This is a genomic window from Trichocoleus sp. FACHB-90 (assembly GCF_014695505.1).
Classification (GTDB): Bacteria; Cyanobacteriota; Cyanobacteriia; order Cyanobacteriales; family FACHB-T130; genus Funiculus; species Funiculus sociatus.
Window position 1 is genome coordinate 31,024 of sequence record NZ_JACJOK010000069.1, and the last position, 18,914, is coordinate 49,937.

The window sequence follows — 18,914 nt, forward strand, 5'->3', positions numbered from 1 at the left end:
CACTGATAATGCCCATATTTTTGAGGAGAGCGGCTTGCTATGTCAAAAGACAGGTTGTCATACTTCGAGATGAACCTACAATTATTCTGCGGGCAAATTGCTGCCCTTAGCTGAGAACTTCCTTTAGCTCGTGCTGGCTCCAAAGTGAGCGGTAAAGTCCAGCTTCTTGCAAAAGTTGCGTATGAGTACCAGCTTGAACAATTTCACCTTTTTCCATTACAAAAATTCGGTTAGCAGTGGCAGCAGCCGATAATTGATGGGAGATAAAAATAACAGTTTTGCGCTGGATACCTTCGGAAAGATTTCTTAAAATGGCGGTAGCTGTTTGATTATCTACGCTTGAAAGTGCGTCATCCAAAATTAGAATTGGCGCATCTATTAACAAAGCACGAGCAAGCGCAGTCCGCTGTCTCTGTCCGCCAGAAAGGGTGATACCGCGCTCTCCGACAATCGTTTCGTATTGTTGGGGGAAGTTAATAATTTCTTGATCGATTTGTGCTTGCTTGGCAGCATATTCAATTTCTGACTGTTCAGCTAGGGGATTGCCGTAGCGAATGTTGTTTTTGATAGTGGCGCTGAAGAGAAAGCTGTCTTGAGGAACATAAGCGATCGCACCCCGCAAATCTTTTAATTTCAACTTGGTGATATCATAGCGATCCAGAAACAAAGTATCCCTATTGATATCCAACAGGCGGGGTATGGCATTTGCCAGCGTCGATTTTCCAGAACCAATGGAACCGACAATCGCCACAGTTTCCCCTGGTTCAATTTTAAAGTTGATATTATTCAGGGCTGGTGTTGCGGCTCCCGGATAGGTAAAAGTGAGGTGACTCGCCTTAAGTTGACCTCTGACTTCTTCCTGTGGCAATGCGATCGCATCTGGAGCATCTTTAACTTTCGCTTCTGCCATTAAAATTGACTCAATCCGGTCGATACTAACTTCACCCCGTTGGTAAGCAGTAATCGTAAATCCTAGTAAAGCTGTGGGGAAAACTAATCGCTCAGCATAGAGAATTAGTACCAGAAAGTCCCCAATCGTAATCGCACCAGCAACAATTGACCTAGATCCCAGCCACAGCAAGAGCAATATGCTGATAAAAGCTAGACCTTGAATGAAGGGAAACAAGGTATTTCGCGTTTTCGCCAGTTGCAGATTTGCTTGCAAAAGACGGTCGTTCAGCCTTCCGAAGGCGCGACGCTCGTTTTCTTCTTGGGCATAAATTTTAATCAGGGCGATACCACTCATATCTTCCTGAATCAATTCGCTGATGCTGGATAATTCTTCTTGCAAAACCAGCTGTTCGTTACGCAAGCGATCGCTAAACATCTGCACAATAATCAGCATAAACGGGTAAACTGCGATCGCTACCAGAGTCAACCGCAAATCTATCGACATCATCACTGGCAAAGTTAGCGCATAAGCAAAAATCGTATTTGCTAGACTCAAAACTGCAAACCCCAACAACCGCCGGATATTCTCCACATCACTTGTCGCCCTGCTAATCAAGTCTCCAGCAGTGTTAATGGAAAAATAAGACGGTTCCAGAGTCAGCAGATGCTGAAAAATCTTTTGCTTTAGGTCAAATTCTACCTGTCGCCCCAGTCCAAACAGCAGGATACGCGACACCATTCGCACCACCCACATCACCGAAGCCAGCAGCAAAATTAGCACCACAAAGTGCTTGATTTGATCGAAATCAAACGCTAGGCGAAGTTCGTCAATACTATCCCGAATCAGCAAAGGGATATAAACGCCCAGTCCATTGACAACAAACAGGGCGATGATGCCTAGAGTAGCCGTCCGCCAGTGCGGACGCATATAAGCGCCTAATTTTTGCAGCCGTGAGTGAGCCATGTTAGTCGTTAGTCCGTTGTCCGTTGTCCATAAAGAATGGCTAATTGCAACCTTGTTTAGTGCCATTAGCCATTAGCCATTAGCACGTGGCTAATGACTACTTTAAAGTAATTGCTGATACAGCTGCTTCTACAACAAGAGTGGTGTCAACCAGCCGCGCAAGAAGTAATAGATTGAACTGAGAAACTCTTCCACAATGCGAGTTGTGATCGTCAGCGCTTCCACACTGGGAAGAAAATCTGAGACTTGCAAGCGTCGCACGGGTGTCGCCCCACCTTGAAACGTATAAAAATCTGTAGGTCTGGGAATAATCGTGATACCCAGATTAGAAAACGTTAGATTAGCGCGACGGATATTTAAGGCAGAGGAGACAAGGATAACGCGACGCGACCTGATACCCCGCTGTCTTAAAATTTCCTCAACCCTCTCAGCACTGGTGCGGAGGTCAACACCTCTGGGTTCTACAACAATTCGGTCTGACGGCACATCTAGCCGACGCAGCACCGTAGCAATATCGTTACCCTCATTAATAGTATTTGTATCTCCTTCCAGGTCAGGTCTTGGCCCAGCGCTGACAACTATCAGAGGGTCATTTCCTCGGTTTCGCTGTTCCCGGTAAAGTTGAGCAGCATAGAGAATGCGATCGCCTGTATCAGTTAACTGAATTTGTGTACGATAGGGCAGGTTAGCTTGCGTAGTTCCCCGCCCTAGCACCACAATCGCCCCAGCAGTCTCAGCCCCCGCAGGTGTCACGTCAACCGGACAATTGACTTGACAAATTGCCGCCCGTCGTTGCTCTGATAAAATCGCCTCTTGTTCCGCTTGCTGCGCCAGCCAATATGCAAAAATTGGCAAACTGGAAATCAGCAAAATCAAGAACGCTGCCCTAAATTGCCTTACAGCGATGTTTGATACAGCATTCTTGTTTATCCCTCCCAGTCCCAGCAACAAAAGGAAAATCGCCGCGCCTACTGGCTTAAGCGGAAACGAGAGAATATTCCATGCAGCTGAGACAACCCTGTAGTTGGGATTGTAAAACGACAGCAGGATGACGAGAAATATAATTACTCCGCCAAACCAAGCCAGATATTGCTTGGGAATCCATCTCGTCAGCAAATTGTAGACAATGATGCTAACCAACAGCCAGAGCAGAACCCGCGTTAGTAATAGAAACATAGGCGGTATTAGGTAATGGGTAATGGGTAATGGCTAAATGGTAATAGGTAATGGGGACTGGGAAATGGGGGAATGGGGACTGGGGACTGGGGAATGGGGACTGGGGACTAGGGACTGGGGACTAGGGACTGGGGACTAGGGGCTAAATAAGACTTTTTCCCAATTCCCAATTCCCAATTCCCAATCTCCAATTCCCAATTCCCAATTCCCAATTCCCAATTCCCAATTCCCAATCCCCAATCCCCAATCCCTTTCTATCTGCGTTTCAGCTGTGAGTTAATCGCCTCTGCCACCGACTGAATTACCTTAACACGGGCATAGTATTTATCATTCGCAGCAATAATCGTCCAGGGAGCGTTAGGGGTGCTGGTGCGCTGAATCGCTTGATTTACTGCCACTTCATACAAAGACCATTTTTCCCGATTGCGCCAATCTTCATCGGTGAGTTTATATTGCTTAAACGGGTCATTCTGGCGATCGCAAAACCGTTTGAGTTGTTCTTCTGGACTAAGATGCAGCCAGAACTTAACCAAAACGTAGCCAGCAGTGGTAAGCTGAGCTTCAAACTCATTGATTTCTTGGTAGGCTCTGTGCCATTCGAGTTCTGTAGCAAAGCCTTCGACACGCTCCACTAGCACTCGTCCGTACCAGCTGCGGTCAAAAATGCCAATCGTCCCGGCTGTGGGCAACCAGCGCCAGAACCGCCACAGGTAGTGATGGGCTTTTTCCTCATCTGTGGGCGCGGCGAAGGGATGAACAGTGTAACTGCGGGGGTCTAGAGCATCAGTTAAGCGTTTGATGGCTCCACCTTTACCCGCAGCGTCCCAGCCTTCAAACAGAACCAACACTGGCACTTGAGCTTCGTGAATCTTCATCTGGAGTTTACGCATCTCGATTTGTTCGTGGCGTAACTGCTGTTTGTACTCATCCTTTGAGAGGCTGAGATTGAGATCGACGCGGGCTAATAAGTTTGGTTCTGCTGGGTTAAGGTGTTCTTGCGGGGGTAATGCTGGGATTACTGGTGCCTGAATGTGCAGTCTGTCGAGTGCTTCTGTGAGGGTAGCTGCCATTTGGGTGAGGACTTTTACCCTGCTAAAGCGTTGACAGTTGCCTTCTACTAATGTCCAGGGTGCGGGGCCAGTGCTAGTTTGGACAAGCATTTTCTCGGCATAATTAATATACTGGTCGTAGCGTTTTTCTTGCTGCCAGTCTTCCGGACGCACTCGCCAAGCTTCTAAGGGATCTGCTGCATATTTTTTCAGTCGGTGCTTTAACTCTTTGCGACCCAGATGAATCCAGAATTTAGCGATCGCACTTCCATCATCCACCAACTGACGCTCAAAAGCATTAATCTGCGCCATCACTGTTGGTATTTCCCCAGAAGATGCTCTTTCAAATAGCCTGTCTTCTAAAACGCGAGTGTACCAGCTGTGATAGAAAATCCCAATGCTGCCGTTGCTTGGTAGTTTCTGCCAAAAACGCCACAAAAACGGGTATTGTTGCTCTTGCTCGTTGGGAGGCCAAATCGGGTGAACGGTAAAGCCTCGCGGGTCCATGTAGTTTACCATTTTCTTCACCAGGGAACCCTTACCCGCCGCTGCCCAACCTTCCAGCACTACAATCATCGGTAATTTTTTTTCCCAGCAGGATTTTTGGAGCCATCGCAGCGATCGCATCAAAGTCTCCATCTGAGACTTATAAGTGCTTTTATCCAGGGAACGTTCCAGATCCAGAGTGTCTAACATGGCGTTAAATGGGTAGCAACTGTACTTTCCTCGTCCCTAGGCTGCGGCCTAGGAACGCAATTCAGGGAGGGTCAGCCTCTCCTAATCTGTACAAAGCTTACGCTAAGACCATTAGCATTCCCTAGCTCTAGGCAGGTACAAGAATCAACCTGAATTATTTAACTTTATTACTTGGCTTCAAAAGCTCCAATATCACAAGCGCTACCCTGCGGCCTTGCAACACCTCGCTGATCAGTCATTATACAAGTAGCATTATTACCTGTATTAATCGCTGGGCTACCTGTTAATAGTGGCACCGTCGGAGTAGCACCGCCATTATTTACCAATGCCCCCAACATAGGATTAACTATTCTAATGCCAGCAGCGCAATTTTTATCACTGGCATCATTAGGGTTCTTCGCCGGGAATTGAATATTATTTCCGCCATTAATCATCTCATCAGAGCAATTCTGTTTAATATTCCAAGTATTGCCACCATTAGCCGCATTATTGTTGGCAATAATAGTATTCTTTAGCGTCACCTCACTATTACCACCAACAATTCCCCCACCAATAAAGCCAGCAAAATTATTAGCAACCGTGACGTTAGTAAGATTCATCTTCCCGCTTGTTCTCATGATTGCACCACCTAATCCCCCTATTCCATCTGGACTCGCTGCTTTATTGGCATAAAAGGTACTATTAATAATATCTGCTCTAATATTATTACCTGTCCACAAACCCCCACCCTGATTAAAAGAAATATTATTAGCGAAAGTGGTATTTTTTACAGTAAACAGAGTATTATCTATCCCTCCACTATAAGTAGGAGCAGTAGTTGTCCCCCCAACCACAAATATCGCGCCTCCAAAACCTTGCGAACCAGTACCTGTAACCTTATTGCCAGAAAAAGTATTATTCTCAATAGTCGTTGTATTGCTATTGTAGAGTTGGTTGAAAAAAGCACCGCCTTGATTGGTAGCAGTATTATTAGTGAATGTGTTACCGCGTAAAATAATTTTGCCAGTATTGCCATTAGCACCATCATTATAAATTGCACCGCCAGCACCACCAGGAGCCACAATTCCAGCGGTATTATTTGTGAAAGTGCTGTTGCTCACAGTTAAGTCGCTTAGCAAGTCATAAATTGCACCGCCAAGACTGGCTTCATTCCCAGTAAAGGTACTCTTATCTACAATGATTGTACTTTCACCCTTACTGTAGATAGCACCGCCTCCAGCTTCTCCAGGCTTGACGGATTTATTGTTATTGAATATACAGTTAATTACAATTAACTTGCCTCTGTAGCCACTAAAAACACCTCCTCCATCCTCAGCGCTATACCCATTAGCAATTGTCAAGTTTCTCAAAGTTAACTGTACAAGGCTATTGGTATAGAAAACTCGACTTTTGCCACCCCCACTCAAAGTAATTAAATTTCCTCCATCAACAACTGTGTTAGCGCTAAGAACTTTCTGGCTAGTAAATGTAATAGTATGCGGATTTGCACCGCAATTAAAAGACACGTAACCCCCACCAGCTAATGCAGAATTTAAGGCGGCTTCAGTGCAGCTTCCAGGGGTGCCATTACCGACAATTCCAGCAGCAGAGGCTGTATGTTGTGGGGGAACAATCAGTGTAAGTCCAACAACAAAAGTTAGGAAAGAGAGAGTGCGTCTCATACCAAAATGTAAATTACTACTCATTTTTTGGAGGAGGATAACGAGCGCTACAAGCAAATACAAGCGCAGCTTATACTTGGGACACCACTTCCGTAGCATCATTTGAATTTTTCAAGAGTAACTACAACTACTGCTTTGTTCTTCAAATTAGTAGTTGTTTGCTCCTGTTAATATAATTCTTTTATTTCTAAACAAACCCGGAGTCATGTTAGAAATTCAGTAAAAACACTGAATTTCAAAAGCTGGTAATATCCTTATCTGTGGAAATTACTTTTTTTGCTTAAACAAAATTTTTTACTATAAACAGTTGTTTTCAAAGTTGGTTATTTTTACGTAATTTTTGATTAATAAACTTGCGCCACTATGCCGTATGAATTCCGTAAATAATCTTGATTGATAAATAAATTAGTTCTGTCGAGTTTTCAGGTCAAAAAACCTCCGGATAACCATATTTAGATTGGTAATTTTTGACAGAACTGTGAACCAGGCTGGTAAAAATATTATGAAATTAGCTTTAAAAAGTGCTGGGTTGTTGCTGGCACCACTTGCCTTTCTACAAGGCATTGGTACAAAACAGGCGCTTTCTACACCGATTACTCCCGCTAAGGACGGCATTGGCACCGTCGCTACTCCCCAAGGGAATACAATTGAAATCACAGGCGGACGACTTTCTGGTGATGGAAGAAATTTATTTCACAGTTTTGAAGAATTTGGTGTCAGCACTAACCAAACAGCTAATTTCATTTCCACTCCCCAAATCAACAACATTTTAAGCAGAATTGTTGATGGTAAACCCTCTACAATCGATGGTTTAATCAAAGTCACAGGAGGGACTTCTAATCTGTATTTAATGAACCCTTCTGGGATTGTATTCGGTGCTAATACCAGACTGGATGTAGCAGGTGACTTTAATGCTACTACCGCTAATAGTATTGGTTTTGGCTCTCATTTCTTTAATGCCAGTGGGGATAATAATTATGCGGTATTATCAGGAAAACCTAGCAGCTTTAACTTTACTACTCCTCAACCGGGTGCCATTATCAATTCTGGCAATCTCGCTGTTAACCAGGGAAAAAACCTCGTTTTAATTGGTGGTACTGTTGCCAGTACCGGAACTTTGTCAGCACCAGGCGGTAATATTACTGTGGCAGCCGTACCAGGTCAAAATATGGTACGTATTAGTGAATCTGGACAGATACTAAGTGTAGAACTTCCAGCGAGTAAAGTCCCTAATTCGACACTCGAAACAGAAGCAGAAGCATCGTCTTTACCCCAGTTGCTGACGGGTGGAGATATTAGTCATGCTAAGGGACTAAGCACTAATAGCACAGGAGAGGTGATACTAACAGGTTCTGGAATTAAGGTAGAACCTGGGGATGTAGCAGTACGCCAGTTAAATTCAAGAAATGCTACACTTTCAGCCGACCGTAATTTAACGCTGGTGAATAGCAATTTGCGAACATCTAGGGATATGAACTTACTCGCCAAAGATACTGTAGTAGCGCGGGATAGTGTGGCGAAACCTTTTGTCGCTAAAGCTGGTGGTAATCTAAATATTCAAGGCAATAAGAGTGTTGATATTCTAGCTTTGAATCATCCGGAAACTACTCCATTTGAGAGCGATCGCAACCTTACCATAGCCAGTGACGGTACTATTTCGGGTGATGCTCATTATACCGCAGGCGGTGACTTCTCGATACGCAACTTATCAGGTGGTGCTGGTAAGTTTGTAAGTATCTACGATCCAGTTATTACTTCTGATGGCGATGTCACTCTTGGCGATTACACGGGTGCTTCTCTTAAGATAGTTGCTGGAGGAAAAATTAATATTACTGGCAATGTTTTAATCAATGCTATAGACCCTGCCTTAGATGCAAATACTCGTGTCTTTATTTTACAAGCAGGTGTTCCTGGTACAACAGATAATGTACCTTTTACGGGTACTCCGGCAGAATATTTTGATGATACAGGTTCTTATGCAACGTTTAGTAAATCTCCGGCGACAACACCAGCGACTATTACAGTTGCCGGAACTATCGACTCCGAGGATTCTCAACCTTTGCGAGTAAACGTGTCAGCCACAGGTGATATTAGTACCCAAACTATCAGGTCTTATGGTGCGGATATTGATATTAACAGTAGTAACGGATCTATAAATACTTCTGATCCAGTGAATCAAGTTTACAACTTGGATTCTCGTAATGGCTCAAACAATGCGGGGAAAGTGACTCTAACTGCTCCTAACGGCAATATTACCAGCGGGGATATTTATTCTTCTGGAAGTGATTATGGCACTAGCACAGCTGGTAATGGTGGTGATATTACTCTCAAAGCAGGAGGAAATATTGTTACAGAAACTTTAAACTCTAGTTCGATTTGCGAAGGTTGTACTTCTTCTGGCAATGCAGGCGCGATCGCGCTTCAAGGGAAGGATATCGAAACCAAACTGATTGATGCTCGGAGTATAGGTAGTGGTAAGGGTGGTAATGTCGATATTACTGCTGCGGGCTATGTTCGAGTTACTAATGCTTCTACAGCTTTGAATTCTACCAACTTCAGCATTGCTACTTCTGGAAGTGGTGGCGGTGGTGCAGTTACTATTAAGCATCAAGGCGGAGTCGCCACACCTCCTACTCCTTTCGTAGTGGGCGATTCAACTACTAACGGTACAGCTAAATCCATCACTACTGGAACTTCTACAATTTCGCCACCCGAATCTATTCCTGGTGTTTACACTTCGGGCAACATTAATATTAATAGCTCTTTGCCAGAGCCAACGCCTAGTCCTACCCCAACGGTGACGCCGCCATCTCCTACCCCAACGGTGACACCGCCTAGTCCTACCCCAACGGTGACACCACCATCTCCTAACCCGAATCCGGTGACACCGCCTAGTCCTACCCCAACTCCGGTGACACCACCATCTCCTACCCCAACTCCGGTGATAATGCCATCTCCGAATCCAGTGATATCGCCATCCCCGAATCCTAGCGACAATTTCCAGTTAGATAAAGGAATTGATAAAGACCTTCAAGGAAAGACGCGATCGCAAGTACCAATAGTACGCCCAAATGACGAAAAACCGCTTCTATGTGCCGCAGACAGTCTCGCACAAGAAGAGCGCCTGGTTTTACAAAAATTGGCACGCTGCCAAAATCCTCCAGAATTGCTCCCTAAGCCAGCCAAACTCAATAATCAGAAGCAATTAACTCCATAGCTGATGGTGAGGAAATTCTGATATTTTGTACAATTGTCAATAATAAGAGGCGATCGCCTCCGGGAGCATCCTTCCTTTGGTGTTGCAGGGAATACGTCCGGAGCTACTGTCAGGGAAGAAAACAACGGATAAAATTACTGAGAATGTGACTTGCTGCACGCAGCTGGTTATTCTTTAAAAGCAAGCCATTCTAAATTGTGAGAAGGTATTGAACGTGTCGCAAGCCAAACAAACGATTTTAGTAACTGGTGGAGCTGGATATATCGGAACCCACGCCGTACTAGCTCTGTTAAAGGCAGGCTATGAGGTGGTAGTGCTGGATAACCTGGTGTACGGACATCGGGAACTGGTGGAAAATGTACTCAAGGTAGAGCTAGTGGTTGGAGATACAAGCGATCGCGCTCTCCTCGACAACCTCTTCGCCACTCGCAACATTGCCGCAGTCATGCACTTCGCCGCCTATATTGCCGTGGGAGAGTCTGTAACCAACCCAGCCATATACTACCGCAACAACGTCAACGGTACACTCACCCTGCTAGAAGCAATGGTGGCGGCAAACATCAACAAGTTTGTATTTTCTTCGACTTGCGCCATCTACGGAATGCCGCAGGAAGTGCCGATGACCGAACATCATCCCCAAAATCCTCTCAGTCCCTATGCGACGAGTAAGTGGATGGTTGAGAAAATTCTCGCAGATTTTGATTTCGCCTACGGCTTAAAATCAGTCGCTTTTCGCTACTTCAATGCCAGCGGTGCTAACCCCAACGGGTTACTAGGTGAAGATCATAACCCGGAAACTCACCTGATCCCTCTCGTGTTGCAGACAGCTTTAGGGAAACGGGAATCGATCTCAATTTTAGGCACCGATTACGATACACCTGATGGAACTTGTCTTCGAGACTACATCCACGTCAGCGATCTAGCAGATGCCCACGTTTTAGGCTTAAAGTATCTGTTGGAAGGGGGAAAAAGCGATGTGTTTAACTTAGGCAACGGCAACGGCTTCTCAGTCAGAGAAGTGATTAACACAGCCCAAACTGTAACTGGACGTGAGATCAAAGCGATAGAATGCGATCGCCGTCCCGGAGACGCTCCTACTTTAGTTGGCAGCAGCGACAAAGCCAAAAGAATTCTCGGTTGGTGTCCTGAATACGCAGACTTGAGTAAAATCATTGCTCACGCTTGGCAATGGCATCAGCAGCGACATGGATAATTCTGGAGTAGAAGTCAGATTAAGGCGGTTAGAATCGATTGTTGAACAAATCGCGGAAGCGGTACTTGCCACAACCGAGACAATTGACCGTCTTACTGACCGGGTGGATGCTCTGACAATTCAAGTACAAGAACAAGGGCATCAAGTGCAACAACAGCACTATCAAATCTTTGCCTTGAGTGACGCAGTGCAAACTCTAGCAGAAACTCAGGATGATTCTCTAATGCGGCTAACGCAGCTTACAGTAGCTTTACAACGCCTTGTCGATGCAATCGTTGCATCCGAAGACCATACCGAAGCATAAAATCGGTCAACTTCGTTACTGCGTCCCGATTGGCACTGGGGCAACGGGAAAAAAGTGGAAGTACCAATATACTCCAAATGGAGAGTTTTCATGCACTTTCTTCGCAGGTATGCTGTCATACTTCCTATAACTGCTGTCGTTAGTTTTTTGAGTGTTAGTTGTAGCGGCAACAAAATTACCCAGTGTCAAAAAATCTTCCAGATCACCAATGGGACGGTTAATGAAATAAAAACCGTCACCGATGGTGGTAGAAATAGCTCTTCGGAAGCTCTACTCAAAACAGCTGATATCTGGAACAAAGCGGCTCAAGAAATGGAAGCTGTCAAAGTCAACGACGAGCAGCTAAAAAAGTTTAAAGCCGATTTTACCAAGATGTATCGAGATAGTAGTAAATCCACCCGCGACTATGTTGCTGCTCTTAAAAAAAGAGATTTTACCGCAGTTGATGTCGGGTTTAAAAACTTGCAAAAATCCTATAATCCAGAGAAAGATTTGGTGAATAGGATTAACAACTACTGTTCTGGTAGCTGATAATAAACCGTCCCTTATCGCACCAGCTTCGGATGCCCCAAGGTAAATATATAGCAATGTGAGCTTGATACGTGTCTCTAGAGACGAATCCCAGTCGGATGTTCTTGTACTTTAAGTAGCAAAGAGGGTTTCTCATCACTCAAAAACTGATAAATCTCTTGATCAGTTGATAAGTAGGTAGACATAATTAAACTAAACATCTGGTATAGGCTGGTTTGCTGAGGAGTCGCGTGTCCTCCCCTCAGCAATCTGCTAATATTCCCATTGGCATCTACAATAAATTAATTTCTCGTTCCCAGGCTCAGCGTGGAAGAATATAACGTTTCTCAGTTGAGTGAAATATTGTATTACGGTTCTGACTTTTCCGCCACCTTAGTAGGGACATGGCAATGCCCATTGGTGTCAACTTAACGTTAGCTTGGCGGTTGTAGACGCGATAGCGGCTTCCCGTAGGGTAACCGCAGCTATACAAACAAAACCCGCCTGCGCGGGTTATAAGAATCTTGATCCGTTAGTCCGCGCAGGCGGACTTCGTTTTTGTAGCCGCGAATTCCATTCGCTAGGGCTTAAATTGACACCGATGGGCAATGCCATGTCCCTACAGATTTATGGCACCTAACCCTTAAATGGCTATAAAACTATTAACTGTAAAAACTTAATAATTGAATCCCAGAATTTCTCCAATTGCTTTCACAATATCTAGATAAAAGTTTCCTTGCATTCCTCGAAATACTTCAAACTCTCCAGCAGAACCAAAAAATGGTCTAAGCGTCCAACCCAGTTGGCAGCCAACTAAGGCATAAAGTACCAACCAAAATTTCAAAATGTTTGTCCGGGTATCTTGCCCTTCTTTATCTGGTTCAGACATTGACTGCATACCTTGATACAAGAAAGCAATGCCAATAAATCCGGTAACGGCAAACATGAAAACATTTAATAATTTAAAAAATTGGTAATTGTAGGCGGTAATCATAAAAAATAGCGTGACTGGTGCCAAACTAAATAAAAGAACGCTAATTACCGCTACACAGGTCATCAGTATGGCAAAATACTGTCCAATACTTTTGCTTGAACCGAAAATAATACTAAAAAAGTACAATGTCGGCAAACAAAGTATCAGCGTCATCAAGTAAAGGCATGGGAGTTTCAAAGCTGACGATAAGGCTTGTAAAACGCTATGGGATGAACCAATGATCGCGCCGTAGAAGGCAAAAAATATGGAGCTGCAAACGAGGAGGGAGATGATTTTGCTGGGAAGTCTTACGCCTTGGCGAATTTCTTCCATAAAACTGGAGCGATCGCGCAACAACTGCATTAACACACCAAAATATTGTGTCGCCTGAAATTTTCGCTGAATCATGTTCTTATCCCTTAAGCTCATAATTTTCCCTAGCCCTGTTATAACCGATAGACAAGAAGCGGCAACAATATTTTATCCAACAGCAGCAAATAGCCTGATTCCGGTGATGGCAACTATTTTCTGTAGTCGCTTCCGGAACCATACTGCCAAGCTTGCACAAAGCGATCGCAGTAATATCTGCCGAGGGGCGGCAACTTCTTGTGCAACGGTTCTAAGGCTGTTCCCAGCCGATATAAGGCGGTGTAGACTCCCAGGTTAATGTAGTGAACCATCCAATCTAGCAGCGTCACCAAGCCCACCTGGGGAATGATTTGAACCACTATTCCCGGCTTTGTGAATAAGGTTTTAATTAGCGTTTTTGTCAAGGCGGGAAACTGGACGACATCTTGCAAAAATGGGCGTAAAACGTCGTCCCCCAATTGTTCCATCGCCTGAAATACTCCCGAAAGCAGCTGATTTATTTGATTTGGATCGACTTTTTGATCGACACCTACGCCCATCGTTCGCTGAAACAGCCACGTTACGGCAATATTTGGCTGATAAGGTTGCAAAAGTGCCAAAGCATTCTGCGAAAGTGCATCTGTTTGTAAAGCTTCGTGAATGCCTTCTGTTAACCGTTTCAGGTGTCGCACCATCGCCCCAAATCCACCAAAGCTTACGGGAGATTGGTTTCCGCTGCTATCTCCCACTGGCAAAATGCGATTCCAAGGCATCCTAATTGGGTTTTTGCGATAGGAGGGAAAGAAGCCAAACAGAACTCTTTCAAATTGCAGTTGGGAAAGTTCTACGCCTTGATATTCTGGCAACAAACGCAGGTATTCTTCAAAGAAAAATTCTAAACTGGGGCGGCTGTTGTCAGCATCCAGATAGGTAAATAAATACGTAGTTCTGCCGTCTCGTGCTGGAAAGGCTTCCCAAAAATACTGGCATTGGTTCTGAATTGGGGTGAAAGATGCGATCAGATCGCCTGTTTCATTCTGGGGATATCCTTTGGCGCAGCTACCTACAACTAAGCAAACACCATCTGGTTTTTCTCCTTGTCTTACTTGCTGGACAATGGGTGAAAAATTTCCCATTGCATCTAGTAGTAACCGCGTTCTTAAGCCACCAGCAGCCTCTACTATAACGCCATTTGGATGAACAACTGCTCCTGAGAATGGGGTGTTTTCAAAAAGTTTACCACCAGCAGCAAGAAATTTTGATTTGAGAATGTCTAGGAGAAAAACGGGGTCAATGCCGATGTTTAAAACGTCGCGCACCCAAACTTCAGAACCACCCATGAAGCTGACGCGGGCGGGGTTATATTGGGTAGCGATCGCTTTCTCTAATTCTTCCTCGGAAAGCAGACTCAATTCCAAAAATACTTCTAATTCTTGCCGCGAAGTATTCCATTCTTGCTCTCTGCCGCGCAATGTTCCCTTTTCAATTAAGGCAACTCGCCAACCTAACTTTGCTAAAGCTGCACCGACTAAAATACCCAAGGTGCCGCCGCAAATTACCACGTCCCAGTCTACAGTTTCTATTAAAACATTGCTTTCTTTTACTACCATTGGAATTGGTAGTGTATCTTCTTTGATTGCTTGCCAGAGGCTATCGGCTTTACGCAGTCCGTCCAGAGGATTTCCAGGTAGTTGAGAGAGAATTTGTTCTGTTAAGCTCATGGGTGTTTGTTTGCACAATATACTCCCATTCAATCGTACTCGGTAACAGTTCTTTTAAGGAGACGAGCCACTCCAAGCGCTCCAGAAAGCAGAGGAAAAGAGAGGGCGATCGCGTCTTTTGAGAAGTGGTCTGCTAGGCTAGATGCAAAGGTACTGGTATATTATTATGCAGTTAACAAGCATTGACTCAATGGGCAAAATTACTACAACGCTGGTAGTCACGAATCGTGCAGATCAGGTTTTAGCTGAACGGGGTTATATTAAGGCGGATGAGGTGCGATCGCTTGTCGTGAAAAATGTGCTGGTGGATACTGGTGCTACCACTTTGTGTCTACCACGGAATATTATTGCCCAACTTGATTTAAAATTACTCAAGGAAGTACCTGTTGCAACTGCAACAGGCATAGGTCAAGCACGCATTTTTGAAGATGCAAAAATATCTTTACTGGGACGAGAAGGAACGTTTGAATGTTTAGAATTGCCTGGAGGGTCAGATCCTTTGTTGGGAGTGATTCCACTGGAGGCTTTGGGAATTGAATTGGATTTACAAAATCAGCAGTTAATCCTCTTACCTATGAGTCCGACAGCAAGTTATTTAAGAATATAATTAGGACAAAATGGGAAAGCGATCGCATTCGGTATTTACCCGAACCGATAGCCAACGAAAATTTGAGTAAAATGATTGGCGATAACTAACACTCGAACGCGATCGCATAATGCAAAAGCCATTTCAAGAGCCTAAATTACCGCTTCCTCCACCACTAATGATGTCGGAGTCCGGCTCTTTTGCTCACTATACGCTTACCTCGCGGCTACCAGCGATCGCGCGGCGAGTAATTGCTGAAAATGACTTTACCGCAAAAATCGTCAATAATCTGGAAACGCTGATTCAGGAATTACCTGACGGGATTGTGCGATCGCTTCAAGATGACAACTCACCAGATTTAACATCGTGGAATACATATTTAGAACCTTTTGTCGGGAAGCGATGGCTAGATATTCCCTGGTTTTTTGCGGAAGCATACTTTTTTCGTCGTATCCTTGAAGCAACGCATTACTTCTTACCAGGATCTTCCCAGAGTATAGATCCGTATGCAGTGCAAAAATATAGAGGTTTGGAAACTGCGAATGATTCTATAAAAGCAATCAGCGCTAAAATTAACAATAGTGAAAAAGACACAACAAGTTTAATCGCACTGCTCTATTTTGTGCTGTGGGGAAATCGAGCCGATCTCAGTCTTTGGCCTGTAGATGCGGTTGATTCTAACTATAATAGTTTGGAAAATCACCCCGAACAGACACAGGTTTTAGTAGATGATACATTACTAATCTCGGATACAATTGCCAAGTTTGATAAAGTACGGATTGACTTTATCGTGGACAATGCTGGTTTGGAACTTGTCAGCGATTTGTGCTTAGCAGACTACCTGTTAGATACAAATGCTGCAAAGACTGTTTACCTGCACCTCAAGCCTTATCCTACTTTTGTTTCTGATGCGACAATTAAAGATGTCCACAGCACTCTAAAAATTCTGGCTACTGATGAGAATAGGGAAGTGCGATCCTTAAGCTTTCGCCTGCAAGATTACATTAATTCCAATCGTTTGTGTTTTGTAGACGATTTATTTTGGACATCCCCTTTAGTCTTCTGGGAAATGCCAGAATCATTGCAACAAGACTTAGCGCAATCAAGTTTAATTTTTGTCAAAGGAGATGCTAACTACCGCCGCTGTTTAGGCGATCGCCAATGGGATTTTACCACCTCTTTTGCAGATATCACCTGTTACTTTCCCGCCCCCTTTGTTGCTTTACGCACCCTAAAATCAGAAATCGTGGCGGGGCTACAACCAAGTCAATTAGAATCAGTATCGCGTCAAGATCCGCAGTGGTTGACAAATGGGCAGTGGGGGGTTATTCAGTTTGTTGATATAAAATAAATTATCTCAGTATTGAGCAGGCAGAGCCAGCCGGAATGCGTTCCCAGGCTCAGCCTGGGAACGAGAAACTAAATCGACATTCTCTTCTCTTGTCCCCCCTCTCCGCTTGCGGAGAGGGGGCTAGGGGGTGAGGTTCTTACCGCGACTTCATATCTGCGATCGCGCCCCTCGTAACGCCAGCGATCGCCGCATCTGTCGCTTTGGGTAAATGATAATATTTCCCTCCCGCCGATTTAGCTAATTCCTTGGCGAAACCAGTCGAAATAAATTTATTTTCCGTGTCAATTACTAACAGTTGAATCCTCAAACCTCGAATCCGGGCAGCAATTTCCAACAGTTCCCCTTTAATATCCGGCTTTTCGCCAGCTTCAAGCGGTTCGCCCAAAGAACGAGCTAAGGGAATATTCCCGCGCCCATCGGTAATCGCTACAATTACCACCTGACCAATATCCCCAGACATCTGAGCATTCATCCCGACTCGCACCGCCTGAGTCAAACCATGCGCCAGAGGCGAACCGCCGCCGCAAGGCATTCTCTCCAAACGCCGCTTTGCAGAAGCGATAGAACGAGTCGGCGGTAGCAGCACTTCCGCCTGTTCTCCCCGGAAAGGAATCAGCGACACTTGGTCGCGATTCTGATAAGCTTCCGTCAGCAGGCGCATCACCGCACCTTTAGCTGACTGCATCCGGTTCAGCGCCATTGAACCAGAAGCATCAACGACAAAAACCACCAAGGCTCCCGCTTTGCGTACCAAGCGTTTCGAGCGAATATCTCCTTGTTCAACAAATACCTGTTTTTGAGGAACTGGGGATTGGGGATTGCTCCGGCTTCTTTCCCGTCTTGCCTTTTGGTATGGTGCAGCTGCTCTGAGGGTGGCATCAACAGCAATTCGGCGCACCTTTCCTTTAGGCAACATCGGCTTAACGTAGCGCCCTCTATCTTCTGAGATGATCAAACTGCGACTTCCAGACTTACCGCGACGTTGCGCCATCTGAGCAAAGTAAAGCACAGTGGGGTCGAGAATTACACCTTCAGGATCGAAGACGAATTCTTCGGGAACACTCGCTTCTTCCTCTTGTGGTTCTTCCGGTTCTTCTTTCTCTTCCTCCTGCTCCTCCTGCTCTTGCTGAGATTCATCTTGGGGGGGTGGTGGCGGCGGTGGCGGTGGCGGCGTTTCCTCTGGAGGTGTCTGCACAACTGTCGCACGCGGCACAATTACCAATTCCACAGCACGACGCAAGTCGTCAGCAATAACATTTGTGCGCCCTTCCAATGCAGCAGCAGCTTTGGCAACTCGCACGGCGAATAATTCGGCTCGATGTCCCTGTACGCCGCCGCGAATTGCTTCATCAACTAGGTAAGCGATTTGTTCGCGGGTGATACGAACATCTTTGAGCCATTCTCGCGCTAAGACAATCTGAGTTTTCAGGTTGTCGATGTCTTCGCGATACATTTGCAAGAATTCTTGAGGAGATTTGGCGTATTCGAGAGCTTGTTCTACCGCCTCCACTCGTTCATCTAAGCCTAGTACACTATCCGCCGAAAGCGCGATCGCAATTCTATCGAGCAAATGTTCTCGCAGCGGCCCTTCTTCCGGGTTGTAGGTGGCAATAAATAAAGACTTACAAGGATGCTGAAAACTAATCCCCTCACGCTCAATCAAGTTGCGTCCCTCAGATATTACTGAGAGTAGTTGATTGCTAATTTGGTCATCTAGCAGATTAATCTCATCAACATACAAAACGCCCCGGTTTGCTGCCGCCAGCAACCCAGGCTGAAACACTGTTTCCCCCTGTTTCACCGACTTTTCCACATCCACCGAACCTAAAAGTCTGTCTTCTGTAATTCCTAAAGGAATTTGCACAAAGGGGGCTGGAATTATCTCCGTTGTCACCTCTCCGTCCACGGTTAGGGAGGGGTTATTACTGGCAATTTCTGCCAAAAGTGTGTCATCCCACTCGCTGGGCTGATTCGGATCGCAGTTACTAATGGAACCTTTGACAACTTCAATTGGAGGTAAGAGCGAGTGTAAGGCGCGTGCCATAACCGATTTAGCCGTCCCGCGACGACCAGCGATCGCTACCCCTCCCAGTCCGGGATCAATTGCTGCCAACAGCAGCGCCATTTTTATTGCTTCTTGCCCCACAACAGCAGCGAGGGGGAAGGCGGGGATAGCTACAGATGCAGGCATAGTTTTAAAGCGATGCAAGTCCAATTTTTCAGCATAGCGCAAAGTTTGTCGCCTTCAACTAAG

General features: G+C 45.2%; 13 protein-coding genes. 6 read left to right on the forward strand and 7 right to left on the reverse strand.

Annotated elements, in window-relative coordinates:
• Positions 1-106 precede the first annotated feature (106 nt).
• The 4 genes from H6F74_RS19635 to H6F74_RS19650 form a co-directional block, all read right to left on the reverse strand.
• Positions 107-1,855, reverse strand: a complete 1,749-nt coding sequence (locus tag H6F74_RS19635; protein ID WP_190444099.1) for an ABC transporter ATP-binding protein — start codon at positions 1,853-1,855, stop codon at positions 107-109.
• A 129-nt stretch (positions 1,856-1,984) separates the two neighbouring features.
• Entirely contained in the window at positions 1,985-3,031 is a 1,047-nt protein-coding gene (locus tag H6F74_RS19640) for a YdcF family protein (RefSeq protein WP_190443879.1), read from the reverse strand.
• A gap of 254 nt (positions 3,032-3,285) precedes the next feature.
• A complete protein-coding gene (gene pap, locus H6F74_RS19645; protein WP_190443880.1) occupies positions 3,286-4,776 on the reverse strand; it encodes a polyphosphate:AMP phosphotransferase in 1,491 nt (496 codons plus the stop codon).
• A gap of 167 nt (positions 4,777-4,943) precedes the next feature.
• A complete protein-coding gene (locus tag H6F74_RS19650) occupies positions 4,944-6,461 on the reverse strand; it encodes a choice-of-anchor Q domain-containing protein (RefSeq protein ID WP_190443881.1) in 1,518 nt (505 codons plus the stop codon).
• A gap of 478 nt (positions 6,462-6,939) precedes the next feature.
• Between H6F74_RS19650 and H6F74_RS19655 the strand changes: the two genes are divergently transcribed.
• From H6F74_RS19655 to H6F74_RS19670, 4 genes are all read left to right on the forward strand, one after another.
• Positions 6,940-9,654 (forward strand): filamentous hemagglutinin N-terminal domain-containing protein, encoded by a 2,715-nt coding sequence (locus tag H6F74_RS19655; protein ID WP_190443882.1) that lies wholly within the window; start codon positions 6,940-6,942, stop codon positions 9,652-9,654.
• A gap of 214 nt (positions 9,655-9,868) precedes the next feature.
• On the forward strand, positions 9,869-10,867 hold the full coding sequence (gene galE, locus H6F74_RS19660; protein ID WP_190443883.1) for a UDP-glucose 4-epimerase GalE: 999 nt from the start codon (positions 9,869-9,871) through the stop codon (positions 10,865-10,867).
• Positions 10,860-11,171, forward strand: coding sequence for a hypothetical protein (locus H6F74_RS19665; protein WP_190443884.1), 312 nt, complete (start codon positions 10,860-10,862; stop codon positions 11,169-11,171). Before galE ends, H6F74_RS19665 begins: the two co-directional genes overlap by 8 nt.
• Positions 11,172-11,261: 90 nt before the next feature.
• Positions 11,262-11,702 (forward strand): hypothetical protein, encoded by a 441-nt coding sequence (locus H6F74_RS19670; protein ID WP_190443885.1) that lies wholly within the window; start codon positions 11,262-11,264, stop codon positions 11,700-11,702.
• Between the two features lie 655 nt (positions 11,703-12,357).
• Here H6F74_RS19670 and H6F74_RS19675 read toward each other — a convergent pair.
• Both H6F74_RS19675 and H6F74_RS19680 read right to left on the reverse strand, forming a co-directional pair.
• Positions 12,358-13,062, reverse strand: coding sequence for an actin-binding WH2 domain-containing protein (locus H6F74_RS19675; protein ID WP_190443886.1), 705 nt, complete (start codon positions 13,060-13,062; stop codon positions 12,358-12,360).
• 113 nt (positions 13,063-13,175) lie between these two features.
• Complete coding sequence (locus tag H6F74_RS19680) at positions 13,176-14,723, reverse strand: FAD-binding oxidoreductase (protein WP_190443887.1); 1,548 nt, start codon at positions 14,721-14,723, stop codon at positions 13,176-13,178.
• Between the two features lie 166 nt (positions 14,724-14,889).
• On the opposite strand from H6F74_RS19680, the gene H6F74_RS19685 reads away from it, so the two are divergent.
• Both H6F74_RS19685 and H6F74_RS19690 read left to right on the forward strand, forming a co-directional pair.
• Entirely contained in the window at positions 14,890-15,330 is a 441-nt protein-coding gene (locus H6F74_RS19685) for an aspartyl protease (protein WP_190443888.1), read from the forward strand.
• A 109-nt stretch (positions 15,331-15,439) separates the two neighbouring features.
• Positions 15,440-16,660 (forward strand): damage-control phosphatase ARMT1 family protein, encoded by a 1,221-nt coding sequence (locus H6F74_RS19690; protein WP_190443889.1) that lies wholly within the window; start codon positions 15,440-15,442, stop codon positions 16,658-16,660.
• Positions 16,661-16,796: 136 nt separating this feature from the next.
• Here H6F74_RS19690 and bchD read toward each other — a convergent pair whose 3' ends face one another.
• The gene (gene bchD, locus H6F74_RS19695; protein WP_190443890.1) at positions 16,797-18,851 is read right to left on the reverse strand and encodes a magnesium chelatase ATPase subunit D; all 2,055 of its coding nucleotides are present in this window, start codon (positions 18,849-18,851) and stop codon (positions 16,797-16,799) included.
• Positions 18,852-18,914: the final 63 nt, after the last annotated feature.

What these genes read in the sequence shown, in the direction of transcription:
- H6F74_RS19665 (WP_190443884.1), top strand. Translation starts at nt 10,860, where the DNA reads ATGGATAATTCTGGAGTAGAAGTCAGATTAAGGCGGTTAGAATCGATT.
- H6F74_RS19670 (WP_190443885.1), top strand. Translation starts at nt 11,262, where the DNA reads ATGCACTTTCTTCGCAGGTATGCTGTCATACTTCCTATAACTGCTGTC.
- H6F74_RS19680 (WP_190443887.1), bottom strand. Translation starts at nt 14,723, where the DNA reads ATGAGCTTAACAGAACAAATTCTCTCTCAACTACCTGGAAATCCTCTG.
- H6F74_RS19690 (WP_190443889.1), top strand. Translation starts at nt 15,440, where the DNA reads ATGCAAAAGCCATTTCAAGAGCCTAAATTACCGCTTCCTCCACCACTA.
- H6F74_RS19675 (WP_190443886.1), bottom strand. Translation starts at nt 13,062, where the DNA reads ATGATTCAGCGAAAATTTCAGGCGACACAATATTTTGGTGTGTTAATG.
- H6F74_RS19650 (WP_190443881.1), bottom strand. Translation starts at nt 6,461, where the DNA reads ATGAGTAGTAATTTACATTTTGGTATGAGACGCACTCTCTCTTTCCTA.
- bchD (WP_190443890.1), bottom strand. Translation starts at nt 18,851, where the DNA reads ATGCCTGCATCTGTAGCTATCCCCGCCTTCCCCCTCGCTGCTGTTGTG.
- H6F74_RS19635 (WP_190444099.1), bottom strand. Translation starts at nt 1,855, where the DNA reads ATGGCTCACTCACGGCTGCAAAAATTAGGCGCTTATATGCGTCCGCAC.
- pap (WP_190443880.1), bottom strand. Translation starts at nt 4,776, where the DNA reads ATGTTAGACACTCTGGATCTGGAACGTTCCCTGGATAAAAGCACTTAT.
- H6F74_RS19640 (WP_190443879.1), bottom strand. Translation starts at nt 3,031, where the DNA reads ATGTTTCTATTACTAACGCGGGTTCTGCTCTGGCTGTTGGTTAGCATC.
- H6F74_RS19655 (WP_190443882.1), top strand. Translation starts at nt 6,940, where the DNA reads ATGAAATTAGCTTTAAAAAGTGCTGGGTTGTTGCTGGCACCACTTGCC.
- H6F74_RS19685 (WP_190443888.1), top strand. Translation starts at nt 14,890, where the DNA reads ATGCAGTTAACAAGCATTGACTCAATGGGCAAAATTACTACAACGCTG.